The following is an 18,556-nucleotide window of genomic DNA, read 5'->3' on the forward strand; positions in this document are numbered from 1 at the left end:
TCTTTCAAGGACGCTGTCGTGGAAATTCTCTTTCATGAGGTTGCCGGCCACACCGCGCTGGCCAGAACGATCGAGCAGATTGGCAGCCCGCGCTTCTGGCGTCAGCTGATCCTGGTGCTGAGGCACTGGGTGCCGTTCGACAACGCGCTGGCGATGCACTTCCCTCCCCAGGGCGCCCCACAAGTGCTGGAGGAATACGATGCAGCGCCAGCCCCCGCAGCGGGTGAGTTGTACCTCGACGGGTTGTACCTGCTAGACCCTTTCTACCAGGCCGGCCGCGAAGGCTTGGCCAGTGGTTGCTACCACCTGGAAGAAGTGGCCCCGGACCATTTCTGGCAAACGGACTATTACCAGAACTACTTCCAGGACCATGTGCTGGTCGACGAAGTCCAGTTCCTGTTGCAGCTGCCCGATGGGGTGTTGTCGCTGTCACTGGGCATGCGCCGCGCTTTCGACGCAACAGAGCTGGGCAAGCTCAACCTGATCAGTGCCTGGGTGCTGGCACTGCTTGGGCAGCACTGGGCGCGTAGTGGCGTGCCGGTGCCCGTGCAGGCACCGGTTGGCGATGCGTTGGCCAGGTTTGCCCAAGGCCTGTTGTCCGAGCGAGAACTGGAAATCGCCCGCCTTATCCTGCGCGGCTACTCGTCGAAAGCGATGGCGCAACGGCTGGGGATCTCGCCAGAAACCATAAAGGTGCACCGGCGCCACCTGTACGCGAAGCTGAACATCTCGTCTCACCCCGAATTGTTTTCGATGTTCATACGGGCGCTGGGGTTCGCAGATGAACGGGGGGAGACCCCATCAGCCTGAAAAGGCAACCACCCGGCAATGCCCAAGGCGGACAATGCCTGCTAGGCTGACGATGGCGGCCGTCCTGGCAGCCTACTCTTTACCCTTAGGCACGGGCCAAATGACCTTCGACCCACAAGTAAACCTGACCAACTGCGACCGCGAACCCATCCAGATCCCTGGCAGCATCCAGCCCCACGGCTGCCTGCTGGCCTGTGATGCGTCCGCGACAGTGGTGCTGCGCCATTCGGTCAACGCCCCGCATCTGCTGGGCCTGGCAGGCGATATCAACGGCCAGAAGCTGCACACGGTGCTAGGGGACGAGGTAGCCCATACCCTGCGCAACGCACTGGCCCGTACACGCGAAGCCTCGCGCCCTGCACTCAGCTTCAGCGTGATGCTGCCCAACGGCCAGGCCTTCGATATCGCCGCCCACCTGTTCAAAGGTACGGCAATCCTGGAGTTTGAACCGGCCGGTGCCAGCATCGCCGAGCCCATCGAGCTGGCCCGTACCCTGATTGCCCAGCTGCGCGAAATCGACCAGACCAGCAAATTGTTCCGCGACGCTGCCCGCTTTGTCCGGGCCGTACTGGGCTACGACCGGGTGATGATCTACCAGCTCGGCGCAGACGGTGCCGGCAAGGTGGTCGCAGAAGCCAAACGTGGCGACCTTGAAAGCTTCATGGGCCAGTACTTCCCCGCCTCCGACATCCCGCAGCAGGCCCGTGCGCTTTACCTGCGCAACCCGATCCGGGTGATTTCCGACGCCCAGTTCAAAACGGTCGCCATCGAGCCGGTCCTTGACCCGTCAGGCGAACCGCTCGACCTGTCCTACGCGCACCTGCGCAGCGTGTCGCCGGTGCATTGCGAGTACCTGTGCAACATGGGCGTGGGCGCCTCCATGTCGATATCGGTCATCGTCAACGGCGAGCTGTGGGGGTTGATCGCCTGCCACCACTACGCACCACGTACGCTGGCCATGGGGCAGCGGGTGGCCGCCGAAATGTTCGGCGAGTTTTTCGCACTGCATATCGAGACCCTGCGCAGCCGGCAAAAACTCGAAGCCGCCGTACGGGTTCACAAAGCACTGGACACCATCGTGCGCAATGCCAACCAGTCAGCGGACCTCGATGGGTTCTTCCACTCACGCCTGCCGCGGCTGATGTCGCTGATCCCCTGCGATGGCATCGGCATGTCGCTGCAAGGCCGCTGGGCAACGGCCGGGCTGGCAGTGCCCAAAGCTGCCGTGCCCGACCTGTTGCGCCTGGCGGATATGGTCACCGATGGCCGCACCTGGGCGTCCAACCGCCTGTCGATGGTGCTTCCCTCTGCCCAGGCGTACTTCAGCGACGTATCCGGCGTGCTGATCATCCCGATGTCGCAGCAGCCGAGGGATTACCTGATCTTCTTTCGCAAGGAGGTCATCGAGACGCTCGACTGGGCCGGGGACCCGAACAAGACCTACGACAGCGGCGCGCTGGGTGATCGCCTCACGCCACGCAAAAGCTTCGCCATCTGGAAAGAAACCGTTCACCAGCAGTCGCTGCCCTGGACCGAACAGGATCGCCAGTTCGGCGATGCCATCCGCACCGCCATCGTCGAAGTGGTGCTGCACAACAGCGAGCTGCTCGCCAGCGAGCGCTCGAAGGCTGAAGTCCGCCAGCGCATCCTTAACGAGGAGCTCAATCACAGGGTCAAGAACATCCTGTCGCTGATTGGTGCGCTGGTTGCCCACCCGACCTCCGAGAGCCAGACCCTCCAGGACTATGTGGCCACCCTCAAAGGGCGTATCCAGGCATTGTCACTGGCCCACGACCAAGTGGTGCGTGGTGATGGTGGCGGCCGCCTGGCAATGCTGCTGGAGGCCGAGCTTTCACCCTATCGCACGGCTGCCGGGGTGATCGAGCTGCAAGGCCCGAACGTCATCCTCGACGCGCGCGCCTACTCGGTGATGGCCCTGGTGCTGCACGAGCTGGCCACCAATGCGGCCAAGTATGGTGCACTGTCGCGGGCCGGCGGCAAGCTTGCGGTGAGCTGGGCGGTCGACGCCGCCAGCGCCTGTGTCATCAGCTGGCGCGAAAGTGGCGGGCCCACGGTACGCCCGCCCAGCCGCACTGGCTTTGGCTCGGTACTGATCGACCGCAGTATCCCGTTCGACCTGGGCGGCACCAGCACGGTGGAATATTACCCCGAAGGCCTGCAAGGCGTTTTCAGGATCCCTGCCAAGCACCTGACCGTCGCCGAACCGTTCGTACCCGCCATCCCGGCCACGGCCATCGCCCGCGTAGGCGATACCTTTGCAACACGGGCGGACTTGTGCGTGCTGATCCTCGAAGACCAGTTGGTGATTGCAGTCGGCTTGGAGCAGATTCTCAACGATGCTCAAATCAAAGATGTGATCACCGCCAATTCCGAAGCCGAGGCGATGCAATTGCTCTCCCGCCGCACACCGGACGTTGCGATACTGGATGTCAACCTGGGCACCGGCACATCCATTTCCGTGGCCGATGAACTGGTACGCCGTCAGGTTCCATTCCTGTTTGCCACAGGCTATGGCGATGGCATCAGCATTCCCGAGCACTTGAAGGGCGTCCCCGTAGCGCGCAAGCCTTACGACGCCAACAGCATCCTGGCCAGCCTGCAGGGCCTGTTGGATCGCTGAAAGGCGATACCAGGCCGCTCCTCAGGGAAAGGCGCCAGCCTTGCGCTGGCGCCGTACCTCAGGGCTTACACCGCCAGCGCGCGCTCACGCAGCTCGCTGTTGAGGATGCGGTCGTTCTCGCTGTAATCGACCGGGCAGTCGATCACGTGCACGCCTGGGGTCTTGATGCAGTGTTCCAGCAGTGGCAGCAGGCCTTCGGCGCTTTCCACGCGGTGGCCGTTGGCACCGTAGGCTTCGGCGTATTTGACGAAGTCCGGGTTGCCGTAGTCCAAGCCGAAATCGGTGAAGCCCATGTTGGCCTGCTTCCAGCGGATCATGCCGTAGCCATCGTCACGCAGGATCACCACGGTGATGTGCATGCCAAGGCGTACTGCGGTTTCCAGCTCCTGGCTGTTCATCATGAAGCCGCCGTCGCCGCACACCGAGATCACCGGGCGGTCCGGATGCACCAGGTGCGCCGCCATGGCCGATGGCAGGCCAGCGCCCATGGTGGCCAGGGCGTTGTCCAGCAGTACGGTGTTCGGCTTGTGCGCTTTGTAGTTACGGGCGAACCAGATCTTGTAGATGCCGTTGTCCAGGGCAACGATGCCTTCGGACGGCAGTACGCGACGGATGTCGGCAACCAGGCGCTGCGGGTAGACCGGGAAGCGGTTGTCGTCACCACCTTCGGCGATCTGCGCTTCGTTGGCTTCGCGGATGGCCATCAGGCGGGTGAAGTCCCAGTGCGACGTGTCGTTCAGCGCTTCGCTGATCTGCCACACGGCGTTGGCGATGTCGCCGATCACTTCAACCTGCGGGAAGTAAACGGCATCCACTTCGGCAGAGCGGAAGTTGATGTGAATGACCTCGGTGCCACCACGGACCATGAAGAACGGTGGCTTCTCGATCACGTCGTGGCCGATGTTGATGATCAGGTCGGCCGCTTCGACGGCGCGGTGCACGAAGTCACCCGACGACAGTGCAGCGTTACCCAGGAAACGCGGGTGGCGCTCGTCGACCACACCTTTACCCATCTGCGTGGTGATGAACGGGATGCCAGTCTTGTCGATCAGTTGCTTGAGGACCTTGGCAGTCATCTTGCGGTTGGCGCCAGCGCCGATCACCAGAATCGGGTTACGGGCGGTCTTCAGCTTCTCGACGGCAGCTTCGATGGCCACGTGTTCGGCCAGCGGGCGGCGGTGCAGGCTGCGCGGGATCGGCAGTGCGTCGGTCTGCTCGGCGGCGATGTCTTCCGGCAGTTCCAGGTGTACCGCACCCGGCTTTTCTTCTTCAGCCAGGCGGAAGGCTTCGCGCATGCGCGACGGGATGTTGTCGGCCGAGGCGAACTGGTGGGTGTACTTGGTGATGGGGTCCATCATGCCGCACACGTCAATGATCTGGAAGCGGCCCTGCTTGGACTTCTTGATCGGCTTCTGCCCGGTGATCATCATCATCGGCATGCCGCCCAGGTAGGCGTAGGCGCTGGCGGTGACCAGGTTGGTGGCACCAGGGCCGAGGGTGGACAGGCTGACGCCGGTCTTGCCGGTCAGGCGGCCGTAGGTGGCAGCCATGAAACCTGCAGACTGCTCGTGACGGGTCAGTACCAGCTTGATCTTCGACTTGCGCAGGGATTCGAGCAGGTCGAGGTTTTCCTCACCAGGAATGCCGAACACATACTCGACACCTTCGTTTTCCAGACATTGCACAACGACATCGGCGGCCTTGGCCATTTGGGGTACTACCTCAAAATCTTTGTGGGATTGCAGCTTTATGACGCTGCGTGACTGAGATATTGCAGGATGTCTCAGTGGCGCGCATCGTAGGCCCTCTGGTTAATAATAATAAATATATTGTTATGATGCTTAGCATCACAGTTCGTTATGAATGGTAGAACGCCTCAATGAACCTCAAGGCATTGCGCTGCTGCGTCGAGATCGTGCGCCAAGGCAGCTTCACCAAGGCTGCGCAGCATTTGCACATCGCCCAGCCTGCGCTGAGCATGGCCGTAACCCGCCTGGAAGAAGAACTGGGCGTGACCCTGTTCAACCGCACCACGCGCAAAGTCATCCTTACCGCCGAGGGCGAACAGTTCCTGCCACGCATTGCGTCGGCGCTGCGCGAGATGGATGTTGCCCGGCAAGAGCTGCGCGACATGGCCGACCTGAAACGCGGTGAAGTGCGCCTGGGCATCCCGCCCATGTTCGGCCTGCACTATGTACCGGGGTTGATGAACGCCTTCCGCCAGCTGTATCCAGGCATTGCCATGACCGTGTTCGAAGGCAGTGCCGAGGACATTGGCCATCGCCTGGAACAACGGGAAATCGACCTGGCACTGCTGGAGTCCAGGCGCGTACCGCCCGACAAGGAATCGATCCTGCTGGGCAGTGACGAGATGCTGGCGTGCATGCACCCCGACCACCCTTATGCCGGCAAAGCCTTTCTCACGGCGCAAGACTTGCGTAATACCGACATGGTGGTGTTCGACCGCACATTCGTTCAACGTCACCTGCTGGACGCGTTCTTCGCCGAACATGGCATTACTTACCAGGTGGCGTTGCAGAGCAACTTTGTCTCGCTGGTGGTGCAGGCCGCGCTGGACAACATGGGCGTGGCGACCCTGCTGCGCTCGGTCCAGCAGCGCACGCCGGGCATCGTCGGGGTGCCGTTTCGGCCCGCGCAGCAGATGAGCTTCAGATTGTGCTGGCGCTCGGGGGAATACCTGTCGCTGGCCAGCAAGCGGTTCATCGACTTTGCTGCGCAGACGCATTACCTGGAGCGGTGAGGCTGGCCTGTTCCGACCCTTTCGCGGCTAAAGCCGCTCCCACAGGTACGGCACATGCCTGAAGCCAGTGCGATCCATGTGGGAGCGGCTTCAGCCGCGAACACCGGCAACGCCGGTGCCAGACCACCGCAGCCGTTCTAGGGTAGTGCGGTTTTCAACGCCAGATGGGCGATCACCTGCTCAGCCGCCCGCCCCAGGCAACCCTTGAAAAAGTGGTTTGCACCCGCGTACACCGACACCGCCCGTTGCTCTGGGCCGGCCCATTGCAGCAGGTTGGCCAGCGGCGCCATGTCATCCTGTTCGCCATGCAGCAGCAGGCAATCTGCAGGCACCGGCAATGGCTCGTAATAGCGCCCGCCCGGTACATCACCCACCGGCAGCCCCAGCAACGCCACTGCCTGCAACTGCCCTTCAAGCGCACAGGCCACACGGGCGAACACATAGGCACCAAAAGAAAACCCGACCAGGCCTACCGGTAGCTCAGGCAACTCCCGTCTGAAGTGACGGATGACCGCGATGCAGTCTTGCGCTTCGCCGATACCCTCGTCGTGCACACCTTGTGTCTGCCCTACCCCACGGAAACTCGGCCGCACCACCAGCCAACCGGCTGCGCACAGCTGCCGCGCCAGGGTCAGCGGCACGATATGGCGCGGGCTACCGCCCAGCAGCGGTTGTGGGTGACTGACCAGCACCACCCCCTTGGGCGGCCCGGCGGGGTAGTCGACCAGCAGCTCGATCTGGCCGGCCGGCCCATCGATAAGCAACGGGTTACGTGGTGCATCCGACATTGTGTTCGTCCTTGCCAGCCAAATGAGTGGCGCCTGATCACGCCGTTTGCCGCGGGAGGCTGCGCATCACCAGCAACACCAGCACGACACTGGTCAATGCCAGTGCCGACAGCGTTGCCAGCACCCCCATCGCGCCGAAGTGCTGGAACAGGTAGCCACCCGCCAAGGGCGTCAGCGCCTGGCCAACCAACGATGGGCGCGACATCTTGCCCATCAGCGCAACATACTGGGCTGGCGGCATCAAGGCCAGCGGCAGCAGCCCCCTGACAATGGCACGCAGGCCATTGCCGGAGCCATACAGCAGCAGGCCCAGCGCGGTCACGCCCGGCGCCACGGCCACCAGCGTAAGGCCGACGGCGACCAGCACCGATGACACCAGTGCAGTCCAGATCGGGTGGCGCTTGCCGGCGATGATCTGCAGTACCCGCGATGCCACCTGGCTCGGCCCGAGCAAGGCACTGAGGCCAATGGCAGTCGCAAGCGAATGGCCCTGGCCCTGCAGTACCGCCACCAGTTGCACCGAAACAGCAGTCATGATGATCGCGCCAATGGCGAAGATTGCGGTCAGCAGCCAGTACAGGCGGCGGTCCACAGGCAGATCGCTCGTCGCCGTCGCGCCCTGGGCCTTGTGTGCGGGCTGGCCTGCCGGCAACACCCAGAGGTACAACGGCGCCACGGCAACGATCAGCACCAGCGCATAAGCCGTACACGCCGTGCGCCAGCCCAGTTGCTCGATGGCCAGGGCCACCACCGGCCAAGTGATGGTGGTGGCAAACCCCGAAATCAGGGTGATTCCGGTAATCGCCCGCCCCGCCCGTTCCGCATACAAGGCACCGAGGGTGGCAAACAGCGCTTCATAAAGCCCCATTGCCATCCCTACGCCAATGATCACCCAGGCCAGCAGGAACACCAGCAGGCTGTGGCAGTTGGCAATCACCAGCAAGCCCAGCCCGACTACCACACCGCTGGCGGCCAGTTGCGAGCGCCCGCCATAACGCGCCACCAGGCGGCTGGACAGCGGCGCCAGCAGCGCCGAAACCATCAGGCCCAGCGACAGCGCCCCGTACACCCAGCCGCTGTCCCAGCCGGTCTCGCGCAGGATCGGTTTGCCCATCACCGCCAGCAGGAAGAACGAACCGCCCCACACCAGGATTTGCAGCAGGCCCAGCCAGAAAATGCCCAAGGGCCCGGGAAAACGTACACCAGCATTCACGGCAGCAACCTTATCGACCAAGCGGGCCGGATGTCGGCGCACGCAGGCGGCAGTCTAAAAGAGCAGGCGTACGGCGTGCCATATCATCCCGGCATTTCAGTTATGCGCGCGGTAGACAGCTCAAAATACGTGCGGAGTACATTTGTACTCTCGCCTATGGCACGGTAGCAATCTGGCAGGCATTGAGTTGCAAATGTCAGGGCCAAACCCCGCCAATTGCCAAAACAAATTGCGTATTTGTTGCGATTCAGCAGGTTCTTGCCTGCGCTTCGCCTCCCTACAATGATCCCACAACAACAAACGAGCCCAGCTCCGTGAGGCACGACCCCATGTACAGAGACCACATCGTCAAACCGCGCGCGACCGATAAACCGGCATTCATGGGCCTGGTCGCCGCCGTGATATTCGCCCTCGCCCTGCTCTACGGCGTGGGTGACGGTAGCCTGGCGCGGCTGATGGGCCCGATCGTGCTAGACCTGCAGGCACCGCTGCTGCGCAACGCCGCCGTGGCCGGCACCCTGGCGGTGACCCTGGTACTGAACCTGTTCATCCTTGGCCGCTTTCCGTTACGGGCACAGGTGATCACGGTCTGGTGTGAACTGTTGCTGCTGTTCCTGCTGTTCTTCGACACCTTCGACCTGTCGTACAGCTTCATCGCCACCAAGGTGGGCTTCATGATCACCCAGGGGGTGTTCACCACCGTCTACGTGTCCACCCTCTCGATCGCCATCGCCTTCGTCCTGGCGCTGCTTGGGGCTACCGCACGGCTGTCGTCCAACGGTTTCGCCATCGCCATCGCCAGCTTCTACACCTCGTTCTTCCGCGGCGTGCCGCTGCTGATCCAGATCTACCTGATCTACCTCGGCATCCCCCAGCTCGGCTACGTGGTCGGCGCCGTGCCGGCAGGCATCCTGGCGTTGTCGCTGTGCTACGGCGCTTACATGACGGAAATCTTCCGCGCCGGCATCAGCAGCATTGCGCGCGGGCAATGGGAAGCTTCGCGGGCGATCGGCCTGACGCCCTTCCAAACCATGACCCGGGTGATCCTGCCGCAGTCGATGCGGCTGATCATTCCACCCACCGGCAACCAGTTCATCTCCATGCTCAAGGACAGCTCGCTGGTATCGGTGATCGGTGTATGGGAGTTGATGTTCCTCGCCCGCACCCAGGGCCGCGCGGAGTTCCGCCACCTGGAAATGCTGATCACCGCTGCCGTCTTGTACTGGGTGCTGTCGATCCTGCTCGAAACCGTGCAGTCGCGCCTGGAAAAACGTTTCGACCGCGCCCACCGCTGATCGAGGAGCCCCATGATGAACCAGCCTTTTACCCACGCTGCCGCCCAGGCCGCCGTTTCGATTCGCGGCCTGCAGAAATGGTACGGGGATTTTCATGTGCTCAAGGGCATCGACCTGGAGATCGCCAGCGGCGAAATCGTGGTGGTCTGTGGGCCTTCCGGCTCGGGCAAATCCACGTTGATCCGTTGCCTGAACCTGCTGGAAGACTTCCAGAAGGGTCAGGTGCAGATCGCCGGCAACACGCTGAACCGCGATGCGGCGAGCGTCGCCGCCATCCGCCGCCAGGTGGGCATGGTGTTCCAGCAGTTCAACCTGTTCCCGCACCTGACCGTGCTGGAAAACCTGATGCTCGGCCCACGCCTGGTCAGCAAACTCAGCGAGCCCGACGCCCGCGCCCTGGCGTTGGAGTATCTGGACCGGGTGCGTATCGCCAGCCAGGCGGACAAGTTCCCCGGGCAACTTTCCGGCGGCCAGCAACAACGTGTGGCCATTGCCCGTGCGCTGTGCATGAAGCCGCGCATCATGCTGTTCGACGAACCCACCTCGGCGCTGGACCCGGAAATGGTCAAGGAGGTGCTCGACGTGATGGGCGAGCTGGCCCAGGACGGCATCACCATGCTGTGCGTTACCCACGAAATGGGCTTCGCTCGCCGGGTGGCGGACCGCATCATCTTCATGGACCAGGGCCAGGTTATTGAACAAGGCCCGCCCAACGCGTTTTTCGACAACCCTCGCCATGCGCGCGCCAGGGAGTTTCTCTCGCAAATCCTCAGCCACTGAGCCTGTGTCTACCGCTGTGCCAACACCACAACAACAATTGCATGCCCGGAGACTTACCGAATGAACCCAGTCGCTCGCTTGTTCGCCCTGACCGCCGTTGCCGGCTGCCTGTCCATGATGACAGGCGCCGCGTGGGCCGGCGCCACGCTTGATCGGATCCACCAGAGCAAGGTCATGAAAGTGGCCACCGCGGCCAACTGGCCACCGCAGTCTTTCCTTGGCGAAGACAACACCCTCAAGGGCTTCGACATTGATGTGGCCAACGAGATTGGCAAACGTCTGGGCACCAAGGTGGCGTTCGTCACCCCTGAATACGGCATCATCACCGCCGGGCGCTGGGCCAGCCGCTGGGACCTGTCGGTCGGTTCGATGACACCCACCACCGAGCGTGGGCGGGTGCTCGACTTTCCGGCCATCTACTACTACACCCCGTATGTGTTCGCTGTGCACAAGGACGCCGCCGGTGCCAGCGCTGCCGACCTCAATGGCAAGACCATCGGCGTCGAAGCCGGCACCACCTCCGAGGACTACATCAACCGTCGGCTGAAAATCGACGCCGCGGACGTGCCCGCGTTCAGCTACAGCGTGGAGCCCGGCAGTGTGCAAACCTACGGCGACAGCATGGGCCCGCTGGACGACCTGCGCATAGGCAACGGCACCCGTCTGGACGCCACCCTGTCGGCACTGCCAACCATCATGGGAGCGATCAAGGCCGGTTACCCGATTGCCCCGGTGCAGGGCAAGCCCGCCTACTACGAGCCCCTGGCCATCGCCACCGACAAGGGCGACGACGCTTTCAACGCTGAAGTGGCCAAGGCCGTCGACGACATGAAAGCCGACGGCACGCTGAAGCAGCTGTCCGAAAAATGGTACGGCGCCGACCTCACACAAGTGCAGTAACCCATTACCCGCAAGCCAGCGCCCTTTGCTTGAAGGGCGTGCGGCACCCCCATGCCCGCAAAACCTGCCTCGCCCAGTAAAAGGATGACCCAGCCGATGCCCAGCTACAGCAACAACTACTATACCGGGACCATGCGCCCTGCCCCGCAGCGTGCCGCGTTGGCCGGTGAAACCCGGGCCGATGCATGCGTGATTGGCGGCGGCCTGGCGGGCCTTAGCGTGGCGCGCGAGCTGCTGGCGCGTGGGCGCTCGGTGGTGTTGCTGGAGGCTGCACGGGTGGCGTGGGGCGCCTCCGGGCGCAATGGCGGCTTTGTGTTGCAGGGCTGGTCCGAGGGGCTGTCGGCGATCGAGCGGCGTTGCGGCAAGCAGACCGCCGCCGCTTTGTTCCGGCTATCGCTGGAAGGCGTCGATATCGTCCGCGACACCATTGCCGGCCACCAGCTGCCAGGCTGCACCGCCACCACCGGCAAGCTGAGCGTGGTGCGCTACGACGACGCCGACAACCTGCAGCGCACACGCGACCGCATGGCCCGCGACTTCGATTTCAACCTGGAATACCTGGACACACAGGCACTGCGCAGCCGCCTGAACACCGACCGCTACTTCCAGGGGCTGCGCGACAGCCATGGTTTTCACTTCCACCCACTGAACTACTGCCTGGGCCTGGCCGAGCTGGTCGAGCTGGCCGGTGGTCGCATCCACGAACAGTCGCCGATGCTGCGGGTAGAGCGCAGAGCCGGCAGCCATCGGGTGATCACTGCCGACGGCGCGGTGACCTGTGCCGATGTGGTGTACTGCTGCGGTGGCTACGGCGGCCCGGAGTTCGGCCAGCTGCGCCGGGCGTTCCTGCCGATTGCCACTTATGTGGTACTGACCGAGCACCTGGGTGAGCGCCTGCGTGATGTAGTACGCACCACGGACGCAGTCGGCGATAACCGCCGCGCCTCCGACTATTACCGCATCGTCGAGGGTGACCGCCTGCTGTGGGGCGGCCATATCACCACGCGCAACCTGCAGGACGAACAGCGCCTGGGGCAGTTGCTGACCCGCGACATCCTCAGCGTCTACCCACAGTTGCAGGGTTTGAAAATCGCCAAGGCCTGGTCCGGGCTGATGGGTTACGCCCGCCACAAGATGCCGCACATCGGCCCCTTGGCCCCGGGGCTGTGGGCTTGTACTTCATTTGGGGGCCATGGTATGAACACCGCACCTGTAGGCGCACGGGTAGTCACCGAGGCAATCTGCGGCGAAAGCGACCGCTACCGCCTGTTCGACGCCTATGGCCTGCAATGGAATGGAGGGCCGTTCGGACCCGCTGCGGCGCAAACGGTGTATGCCGGGCTGAAGGTGATGGACAGGTTCCAGGAAGCCCGCGCGCAGTACAACAACTAGAACAATCACCAGGAACCACCATGGACGCCCTTCCACCCGGCGCACTGTTCAAACTGACCGAAAAGGACCGGCAACTGCTGGGGCTGCTGCAGGCCAACGCCCGCGAGCCTACCGCCTCGCTGGCGCGTAAGCTGGGCGTGTCGCGTTCGGCAGTACAGGAGCGCATCAACCGCCTGGAAAACGCCGGGGTGATCACCGGCTACAGTGTGCGCATCGACCAGGACAAGCTGCAGCAGGTGATCAACTGCTTCACCATGACCTCGTGCAGCAACAAGAGCTACACCGATGTGATGACCACCCTGCGCAAGATGGACGCGGTGCAGGCGGTGTATGCAGTGTCGGGCGAAATGGACTTCATCATCCACCTGACCACCCATACGCTGGGTGAGCTCAATGCCGAGCTGACCCGCATCAACATGATCAAGGGCGTCACGCACACAGCTTCGCACATTGTCATGGAAACCAAGTTCAGCAAGAAGCTGACGTTGTAGTCTTCCCCGGCAGGGCCGCTCATGACCCTACTGCCGCTCAGCTTCCTCGACGTTGCCGTCAAAGATTGACTATGATCCCGCCTTGAACGTTTCAGCATGTTTCAAAAGGGATACAGATGTCAGTCCAGGAATTACCCCCTCTCCCCAGTAAAAGCACCGTCGCGAAGATGGAAGCCGCCATGGCGCTGGGCAGCTTTGCCATTGGCACCGGCGAATTCGCCATCATGGGCCTGATGCCCGACATCGCCAGCAACCTGCAATTGAGCGAACCCGAGGTGGGCCATGCCATCAGTGCCTACGCACTGGGGGTGATGGTTGGCGCCCCGACGCTAGCCATTCTGGGCGCCCGACTGCTGCGCAAGCACATGCTGTTGCTGCTGATGGCACTGTATGCACTGGGCAACCTGGCGACCGCTTTCGCCCCCTCGTTCGGTGGCCTGGTTGCCTTCCGCTTCGTCAGCGGCCTGCCCCACGGTGCCTACTTCGGCATTGCCGCGGTGGTGGCATCGAGCATGGTGGCCAAAGACCAGCGCGCGGGTGCGGTTGCCCGGGTGATGATGGGCCTGACCTTGGCCATGTTGCTCGGCAACCCGGTGGCGACCTACCTGGGCCAGTTTTTCGGCTGGCGTTCGGCGTTCGTGCTGGTTGGCGGGATCGCGTTGTGCACCATCGCCCTGGTGTGGCGCTTTGTGCCCCAGCGCCACGACGAAGTGCGCAGCGACCCGCGCAAGGAACTGCAAGCCTTTACCCTCCCGCAGGTGTGGATGGCGCTGGCTATCGCCTCGATCGGCTTTGCCGGCATGTTCACGGTATTCAGCTACCTGGCGCCGACCATGCTGCAGGTAACCCAGGTGTCGCCCCAGTGGATTCCGTTCGGCCTGGCGGCGTTCGGGGTGGGCGGCATCGTCGGCAACATTGCCGGCGGCAAACTGTTCGACCGCCTGCAGTTCCGCGCCGTGGGGCTGGTGCTGGTGTGGTCGATCGCCGTGCTGCTGTTCTTCACCTTCGCCGCCCATGCGCTGTGGAGCCTGCTGTTGGGTATCGGCCTGGTGGGCACCATGATTGCCCTGGCCGCGCCGCTGCAGATCCGCCTGATGGACATTGCCCATGAAGCGCCGAGCCTGGCAGCTGCGTCGAACCATGCAGCGTTCAACCTGGCCAATGCGCTGGGGCCATGGTTGGGTGGCATGGCGGTTACAGCGGGCATGGGCTGGACCAGCACCGGCTATATCGGCGCGGCAACTGCGCTGGTCGGGCTGGGTATCTATCTGGTGGCACGAGGGATGAAAGGCGGCCACTGAGGCCAGCCATGCGGGGCTGCAAAGCAGCCCCAAAAACCTCCAACCCACCGCAACCCACAGTGCCCCGCAGAAAACGCTACCCTACCCTTTCTGCACAAGCTACTGCCGAGCCCTCCATGTTCGATTGGGAAGACCTGCGTCATTTCTGCGCCTTTACCTCGGCCGGCTCGCTGTCCGCCGCCGCCAAGACGCTGGGCGTCGACCACGCCACCGTGGCCCGGCGCATTGCTTCGCTCGAAGCCTCGCTCAAGCTCAAGCTGGTCGACCGGCGCCCCCGCGCTTATGCGCTCACCGACGAAGGCCGACGCGTTGCCGAACTTGCCGAGCAAATGACCCTGTCCTCCTTCGCCCTTGAACATTTCGCCAGCGCCGGCCAACAGGCGGTGGAAGGCGAAGTGGTGCTGTCGGCACCACCGGCACTGCTCGGCAGCATCGTCGCCCGGCGCCTGGGCGAGCTGTACCAACGCTACCCACAGTTGCGCCTGAAGCTGGTGGGCAGCAAATCAAAGGCATCTTTGGCCCGCCGCGAAGCCGACATCAGCATCGCCCTGGCCAGGCCCACAGAACCGACCTTGGTGGCCAGCCTGCTGGGGCACCTGGACTACCGGCTATACGCCTCGGCCAGCTACCTGGCCGGCGCGGCGGCCTGGCGCTACATCGGCTACGACGAGTCCCAGGCCAGTTCCCCACAGCAACAATGGCTGAACCGCCAGGCCGGCCAGCAGCCCTTTGCCCTGCACAGCAATGACCTGCGCATCCAGGCTCAAGCCTGTGCTGGCGGCATTGGAATCGCCTGCCTGCCCGCGTTCATGGCGCACGAGCACGGCCTGAAGGAAGCCGGCAGCGCCGAGCAGACCATGAGCATCGAAATCTGGCTGGCAGTGCATGAGGACGTGCGCGCCACCCCACGGATCAAGGCGGTTACCGACTTCCTCCAGCAACAGGTGCGGCCACTGCTGCGCTTGTGAATTTTTGCGGATTTGACCTGCATCAATATGGAATTTTCGCGCAAGGCTGCCCGCGTTAGGCTAACTCCATCACTAACGCCCTTGAAGGAGACGACGATGCAATACGTAAAGCTGGGTAACACCGGGCTGGACATCTCCAGGTTGTGCCTGGGCTGCATGACCTTCGGCGAACCCGACGCCGGCACTCATCCCTGGACCTTGGGCGAAGACGCCAGCCGCCCCATCATTCGCCATGCCGTCGAGCAAGGCATCAACTTCTTCGACACCGCCAACAGCTATTCGGCCGGCACTTCGGAAATCATCGTCGGCAAACTGCTGAAGGAATTCACCCGGCGCGAAGAAACCGTGATCGCCACCAAGGTGTTCTTCCCGGCCAACATGTGGGAAGGCGCCAGCCGGCCCAATGAGCAGGGCTTGTCGCGCAAGGCGATCATGGCCAACATCGACGCCAGCCTTACCCGCCTGGGCACCGACTACGTCGACCTTTACCAGATCCACCGCTGGGACTACCACACCCCTATCGAGGAGACCATGGAAGCCCTGCACGACGTGGTCAGGGCCGGCAAGGCGCGCTACATCGGTGCATCGTCGATGTACGCCTGGCAGTTCGCCAAGGCACAGCAGGTGGCCGCCAGCAACGGTTGGAGCCGTTTCGTGTCGATGCAGAACTACCTCAACCTGATCTACCGCGAAGAAGAACGCGAAATGATCCCGCTGTGCCTGGACCAGGGGGTCGGCCTGATGCCCTGGAGCCCGATGGCCCGCGGGCGCCTGACCCGGCCGCACGGGCAGCAGACCGCACGCACCCGCAGCGATGTATCCGGCCAGTCGTTCTATGAAAAGACCGAGGTGGAAGACGGCCGGGTGATCGATGTGGTCGAGCAGATCGCTGGCGAACGGGGCGTGCCGATGGCCCAGGTTGCGCTGGCCTGGGTACTGGGCAAGGCCGGCGTCAGCGCCCCTATCGTCGGCGCCTCGAAGCCCGCCCACCTGGACGATGCACTGGGCGCGCTGTCACTGCAGCTGAGTGAGGCCGAGGTGGCGCGCTTGCAGGCCCCTTACGTCCCCCATGCGGTAACCGGCTTCAAGTAGGGCGGGCTTGCGGCAGATCGATGCGCACCCGCAGCCCGCCGCTGGTTGCGGCCAGCGCGGTGATGCAGCCGCCATGCAGGGCGATGGCCCGCTGGGCAATCGCCAGGCCCAGGCCAAAGCCATCGTCGCTGCTGTCGGTACCTCGGTCGAACGGCTCGAAGATGCGCTTCAGACGCGCCGGGTCTACGCCCGGACCGTGGTCGCTGACACTGACCTGGAACCATTGCCCGCCCGGCGCCAGCGCAGCCTGCACCAACACTTCTGTGCCGGAGGCGGTGTAGCGCACGGCGTTGCGGATGATGTTCTCGAACGCCCGGTACAGCAACTCTTCATGCCCAAGGATGAGGAACGTACCCCGGGCTTGCAGGGACACCTGGCACTGCTTCATCCCCGCCTCGAAACGGGCGTCCTCGACGATCTGAGCCAGCAGCTCCACCACATCCACACTGGCAAAGTCGCTGTCGCCCTGCCGAGCCTGGGCGCGGGCCAGGGTCAGCAGCTGTTCGATCAGGTCGTCCATGCGCCGTGACTCGCGCTCCACCCGCTCCAGCATGTCGTGCCGGTCGGGCTGCTGACGCATCAAGCCGATGGCGGCGTGCATGCGGGTCAGCGGTGAACGCAGTTCGTGTGAAATATCGTGCAGCAGGTTCTGCTGCGCCTGCACCAGGGCCTTCAGCTGGCCGGCCATGCGGTCGCAGTCCTCGGCCAGCTCGACGATCTCGTCGCGGCGCTTGCCCAACCTGGGTTTCACGCGCACATCGAACCGGCCCTGGGCTACCTGGCCCATGGCTTCGCGCAGCCAGGCCAACGGGCGAGTCAGGTACAGGCTGCACAGGAAGGCAAACAGCGCACTCATCAGCGTGCCGGTAAACAGCGGGCCCATGCCGCGAGGACGCGGCGGTTCGCCAAGCACCGTGGCCACCGAAGCACGCAGCACCAGTGGGCGCCCTTCACTGTCGTTCAACGCCTGCTCGAAACGCGCGACCGGCACCGCTTTGCCTGCCAGCAACTGGCCCTGGCTGTCATAAAGGCCCACTTGCACATCCGGCGGCTGCGGCGACACCTCCAGCAACTGCCGGCCGGGCTGCTCACCATAACGCTGCAATACCTGCAGTTCGGTGGCCAGCAGCGAACGCAGCGCCGGGGTATCGCCACGCCATTCATTGAGCATGAAGGCGCCCGCGCCCACCAGGAAGGTCAGGCAGTTGGCCAGCCAGAACGCCAGGAACAGCTTCCAGAACAGGCGCCGGCGCATCATTCGACTATCAGCATGTAGCCCATGCCACGCACGCTCTGGATCCAGCTGCTGCCGTCGGCGCGCGGGCCGAGCTTTTGCCGGATGCTGCTGACGTGCACATCGATGCGCCGGTCATAACGAGTCAGCGGCCGGCCCAAGGCATTGAGTGACAGGTCTTGCTTGCTGACCAGCTGGCCAGCCTGGCGGGCCAACGCTTCGAGCAGGCTGAACTCCGAGCCGGTCAGCTCCAGCGTGGCTTCGCCCCAGTGCGCTTCACGGCGGCCCGGCCACATTTTCAATGCGCCCGTGCGCACCTGTTCGGGCGCACTGCCCTCGCCCGTCGGGTGCGGCTGCACCCGGCGCAATATCGCCCGCAGGCGTGCGACCAGTTCACCTGGGGAACTGGGCTTGGGTACGTAGTCATCAGCCCCCAGCTCAAGGCCGGCAATACGGTCGATATTGTCGCCACGGGCAGTCAGCAGCAGCACCGGCACCTGGCTGCGCGCGCGCACGCGCCGCAGCACTTCGATGCCAGAGATACCCGGCAGCATCACGTCCAGCACCACCACCTGGAAGTGACCGGACAACGCCTGGGTCTCGCCTTCTTCACCAGTATCCACCGCCGTGGCCTGGAAGCCTTCGCGCGCCAGGTACAAAGAGAGCATTTCAGTCAGTTCGCGGTCGTCGTCGACCAGCAGCACAGGGATCATCGGGGCCAGACATCGCAATTGCAGGGGCTGTAATGATCGCCCCGGCGGCCGGGGCTGTCACCGCCGGCCGGTCGGACTTTACACATCTTTACCCTCGGCTAACCGCGCCGTACACAGCCCGCCCGTATCCTCATCGCCCGCTGCCAGCGGGTTGCCCGCGCTTGCTCCCCTACGAAT

Annotated in this window: 16 protein-coding genes; 11 read left to right on the forward strand and 5 right to left on the reverse strand. The window is 63.6% G+C overall.

What is annotated here, in order from left to right:
• The first annotated feature begins 18 nt into the window (after positions 1-18).
• Positions 19-810 carry a response regulator transcription factor gene (locus ABI582_RS19980; RefSeq protein WP_442120066.1) on the forward strand — a complete coding sequence of 264 codons (792 nt, stop codon included), beginning with the start codon at positions 19-21 and terminating at the stop codon, positions 808-810.
• A 100-nt stretch (positions 811-910) separates the two neighbouring features.
• Positions 911-3,451, forward strand: a complete 2,541-nt coding sequence (locus tag ABI582_RS19985) for an HWE histidine kinase domain-containing protein (protein ID WP_442120067.1) — start codon at positions 911-913, stop codon at positions 3,449-3,451.
• Positions 3,452-3,516: 65 nt separating this feature from the next.
• Here the strand turns inward: ABI582_RS19985 and ABI582_RS19990 are convergent, their stop codons facing one another.
• Entirely contained in the window at positions 3,517-5,160 is a 1,644-nt protein-coding gene (locus ABI582_RS19990) for an acetolactate synthase large subunit (RefSeq protein WP_338747369.1), read from the reverse strand.
• Positions 5,161-5,330: 170 nt separating this feature from the next.
• Here ABI582_RS19990 and ABI582_RS19995 point away from each other — a divergent pair, with 170 nt between their 5' ends.
• Positions 5,331-6,212: a LysR family transcriptional regulator gene (locus ABI582_RS19995; RefSeq protein WP_019473596.1), complete on the forward strand. Its 882-nt coding sequence runs from the start codon at positions 5,331-5,333 to the stop codon at positions 6,210-6,212.
• A 137-nt stretch (positions 6,213-6,349) separates the two neighbouring features.
• Here the strand turns inward: ABI582_RS19995 and ABI582_RS20000 are convergent, their stop codons facing one another.
• Both ABI582_RS20000 and ABI582_RS20005 read right to left on the reverse strand, forming a co-directional pair.
• Positions 6,350-7,000 (reverse strand): alpha/beta hydrolase, encoded by a 651-nt coding sequence (locus tag ABI582_RS20000; RefSeq protein WP_442120068.1) that lies wholly within the window; start codon positions 6,998-7,000, stop codon positions 6,350-6,352.
• 37 nt (positions 7,001-7,037) lie between these two features.
• The gene (locus ABI582_RS20005) at positions 7,038-8,162 is read right to left on the reverse strand and encodes an MFS transporter (protein ID WP_442120082.1); all 1,125 of its coding nucleotides are present in this window, start codon (positions 8,160-8,162) and stop codon (positions 7,038-7,040) included.
• A 380-nt stretch (positions 8,163-8,542) separates the two neighbouring features.
• Here ABI582_RS20005 and ABI582_RS20010 point away from each other — a divergent pair, with 380 nt between their 5' ends.
• From ABI582_RS20010 to ABI582_RS20045, 8 genes are all read left to right on the forward strand, one after another.
• On the forward strand, positions 8,543-9,508 hold the full coding sequence (locus ABI582_RS20010; RefSeq protein ID WP_041167739.1) for an amino acid ABC transporter permease: 966 nt from the start codon (positions 8,543-8,545) through the stop codon (positions 9,506-9,508).
• A gap of 15 nt (positions 9,509-9,523) precedes the next feature.
• The gene (locus tag ABI582_RS20015; RefSeq protein ID WP_442120069.1) at positions 9,524-10,288 is read left to right on the forward strand and encodes an amino acid ABC transporter ATP-binding protein; all 765 of its coding nucleotides are present in this window, start codon (positions 9,524-9,526) and stop codon (positions 10,286-10,288) included.
• 60 nt (positions 10,289-10,348) lie between these two features.
• Entirely contained in the window at positions 10,349-11,188 is an 840-nt protein-coding gene (locus ABI582_RS20020) for an ABC transporter substrate-binding protein (protein ID WP_338747366.1), read from the forward strand.
• A gap of 96 nt (positions 11,189-11,284) precedes the next feature.
• On the forward strand, positions 11,285-12,580 hold the full coding sequence (locus ABI582_RS20025) for an NAD(P)/FAD-dependent oxidoreductase (RefSeq protein ID WP_442120070.1): 1,296 nt from the start codon (positions 11,285-11,287) through the stop codon (positions 12,578-12,580).
• Positions 12,581-12,600: 20 nt separating this feature from the next.
• Entirely contained in the window at positions 12,601-13,071 is a 471-nt protein-coding gene (locus tag ABI582_RS20030; RefSeq protein ID WP_016499826.1) for an Lrp/AsnC family transcriptional regulator, read from the forward strand.
• A 116-nt stretch (positions 13,072-13,187) separates the two neighbouring features.
• Positions 13,188-14,372, forward strand: a complete 1,185-nt coding sequence (locus ABI582_RS20035; RefSeq protein ID WP_442120071.1) for an MFS transporter — start codon at positions 13,188-13,190, stop codon at positions 14,370-14,372.
• 116 nt (positions 14,373-14,488) lie between these two features.
• Positions 14,489-15,340: a LysR family transcriptional regulator gene (locus ABI582_RS20040; protein WP_442120072.1), complete on the forward strand. Its 852-nt coding sequence runs from the start codon at positions 14,489-14,491 to the stop codon at positions 15,338-15,340.
• A gap of 96 nt (positions 15,341-15,436) precedes the next feature.
• Entirely contained in the window at positions 15,437-16,432 is a 996-nt protein-coding gene (locus ABI582_RS20045) for an aldo/keto reductase (RefSeq protein ID WP_338747362.1), read from the forward strand.
• Here the strand turns inward: ABI582_RS20045 and ABI582_RS20050 are convergent.
• Positions 16,425-17,690, reverse strand: coding sequence for a HAMP domain-containing sensor histidine kinase (locus tag ABI582_RS20050; protein ID WP_338747361.1), 1,266 nt, complete (start codon positions 17,688-17,690; stop codon positions 16,425-16,427). The two genes, ABI582_RS20045 and ABI582_RS20050, sit on opposite strands and share 8 nt — an antisense overlap.
• On the reverse strand, positions 17,687-18,379 hold the full coding sequence (locus ABI582_RS20055) for a response regulator transcription factor (RefSeq protein ID WP_338747360.1): 693 nt from the start codon (positions 18,377-18,379) through the stop codon (positions 17,687-17,689). The genes ABI582_RS20050 and ABI582_RS20055 overlap by 4 nt, the downstream gene beginning before the upstream one ends.
• Between the last annotated feature and the right edge of the window lie 177 nt (positions 18,380-18,556).

This window comes from Pseudomonas sp. SAS7, assembly GCF_052112345.1.
GTDB classification, from domain to species: Bacteria; Pseudomonadota; Gammaproteobacteria; order Pseudomonadales; family Pseudomonadaceae; genus Aquipseudomonas; species Aquipseudomonas putida_Q.

Bases quoted from the DNA above. Each gene is read 5' to 3' on its own strand.
- ABI582_RS19985 (WP_442120067.1), top strand. From the start codon at position 911: ATGACCTTCGACCCACAAGTAAACCTGACCAACTGCGACCGCGAACCC.
- ABI582_RS19990 (WP_338747369.1), bottom strand. From the start codon at position 5,160: ATGGCCAAGGCCGCCGATGTCGTTGTGCAATGTCTGGAAAACGAAGGT.
- ABI582_RS19995 (WP_019473596.1), top strand. From the start codon at position 5,331: ATGAACCTCAAGGCATTGCGCTGCTGCGTCGAGATCGTGCGCCAAGGC.
- ABI582_RS20000 (WP_442120068.1), bottom strand. From the start codon at position 7,000: ATGTCGGATGCACCACGTAACCCGTTGCTTATCGATGGGCCGGCCGGC.
- ABI582_RS20010 (WP_041167739.1), top strand. From the start codon at position 8,543: ATGTACAGAGACCACATCGTCAAACCGCGCGCGACCGATAAACCGGCA.
- ABI582_RS20015 (WP_442120069.1), top strand. From the start codon at position 9,524: ATGAACCAGCCTTTTACCCACGCTGCCGCCCAGGCCGCCGTTTCGATT.
- ABI582_RS20020 (WP_338747366.1), top strand. From the start codon at position 10,349: ATGAACCCAGTCGCTCGCTTGTTCGCCCTGACCGCCGTTGCCGGCTGC.
- ABI582_RS20025 (WP_442120070.1), top strand. From the start codon at position 11,285: ATGCCCAGCTACAGCAACAACTACTATACCGGGACCATGCGCCCTGCC.
- ABI582_RS20030 (WP_016499826.1), top strand. From the start codon at position 12,601: ATGGACGCCCTTCCACCCGGCGCACTGTTCAAACTGACCGAAAAGGAC.
- ABI582_RS20035 (WP_442120071.1), top strand. From the start codon at position 13,188: ATGTCAGTCCAGGAATTACCCCCTCTCCCCAGTAAAAGCACCGTCGCG.
- ABI582_RS20040 (WP_442120072.1), top strand. From the start codon at position 14,489: ATGTTCGATTGGGAAGACCTGCGTCATTTCTGCGCCTTTACCTCGGCC.
- ABI582_RS20045 (WP_338747362.1), top strand. From the start codon at position 15,437: ATGCAATACGTAAAGCTGGGTAACACCGGGCTGGACATCTCCAGGTTG.
- ABI582_RS20050 (WP_338747361.1), bottom strand. From the start codon at position 17,690: ATGATGCGCCGGCGCCTGTTCTGGAAGCTGTTCCTGGCGTTCTGGCTG.
- ABI582_RS20055 (WP_338747360.1), bottom strand. From the start codon at position 18,379: ATGATCCCTGTGCTGCTGGTCGACGACGACCGCGAACTGACTGAAATG.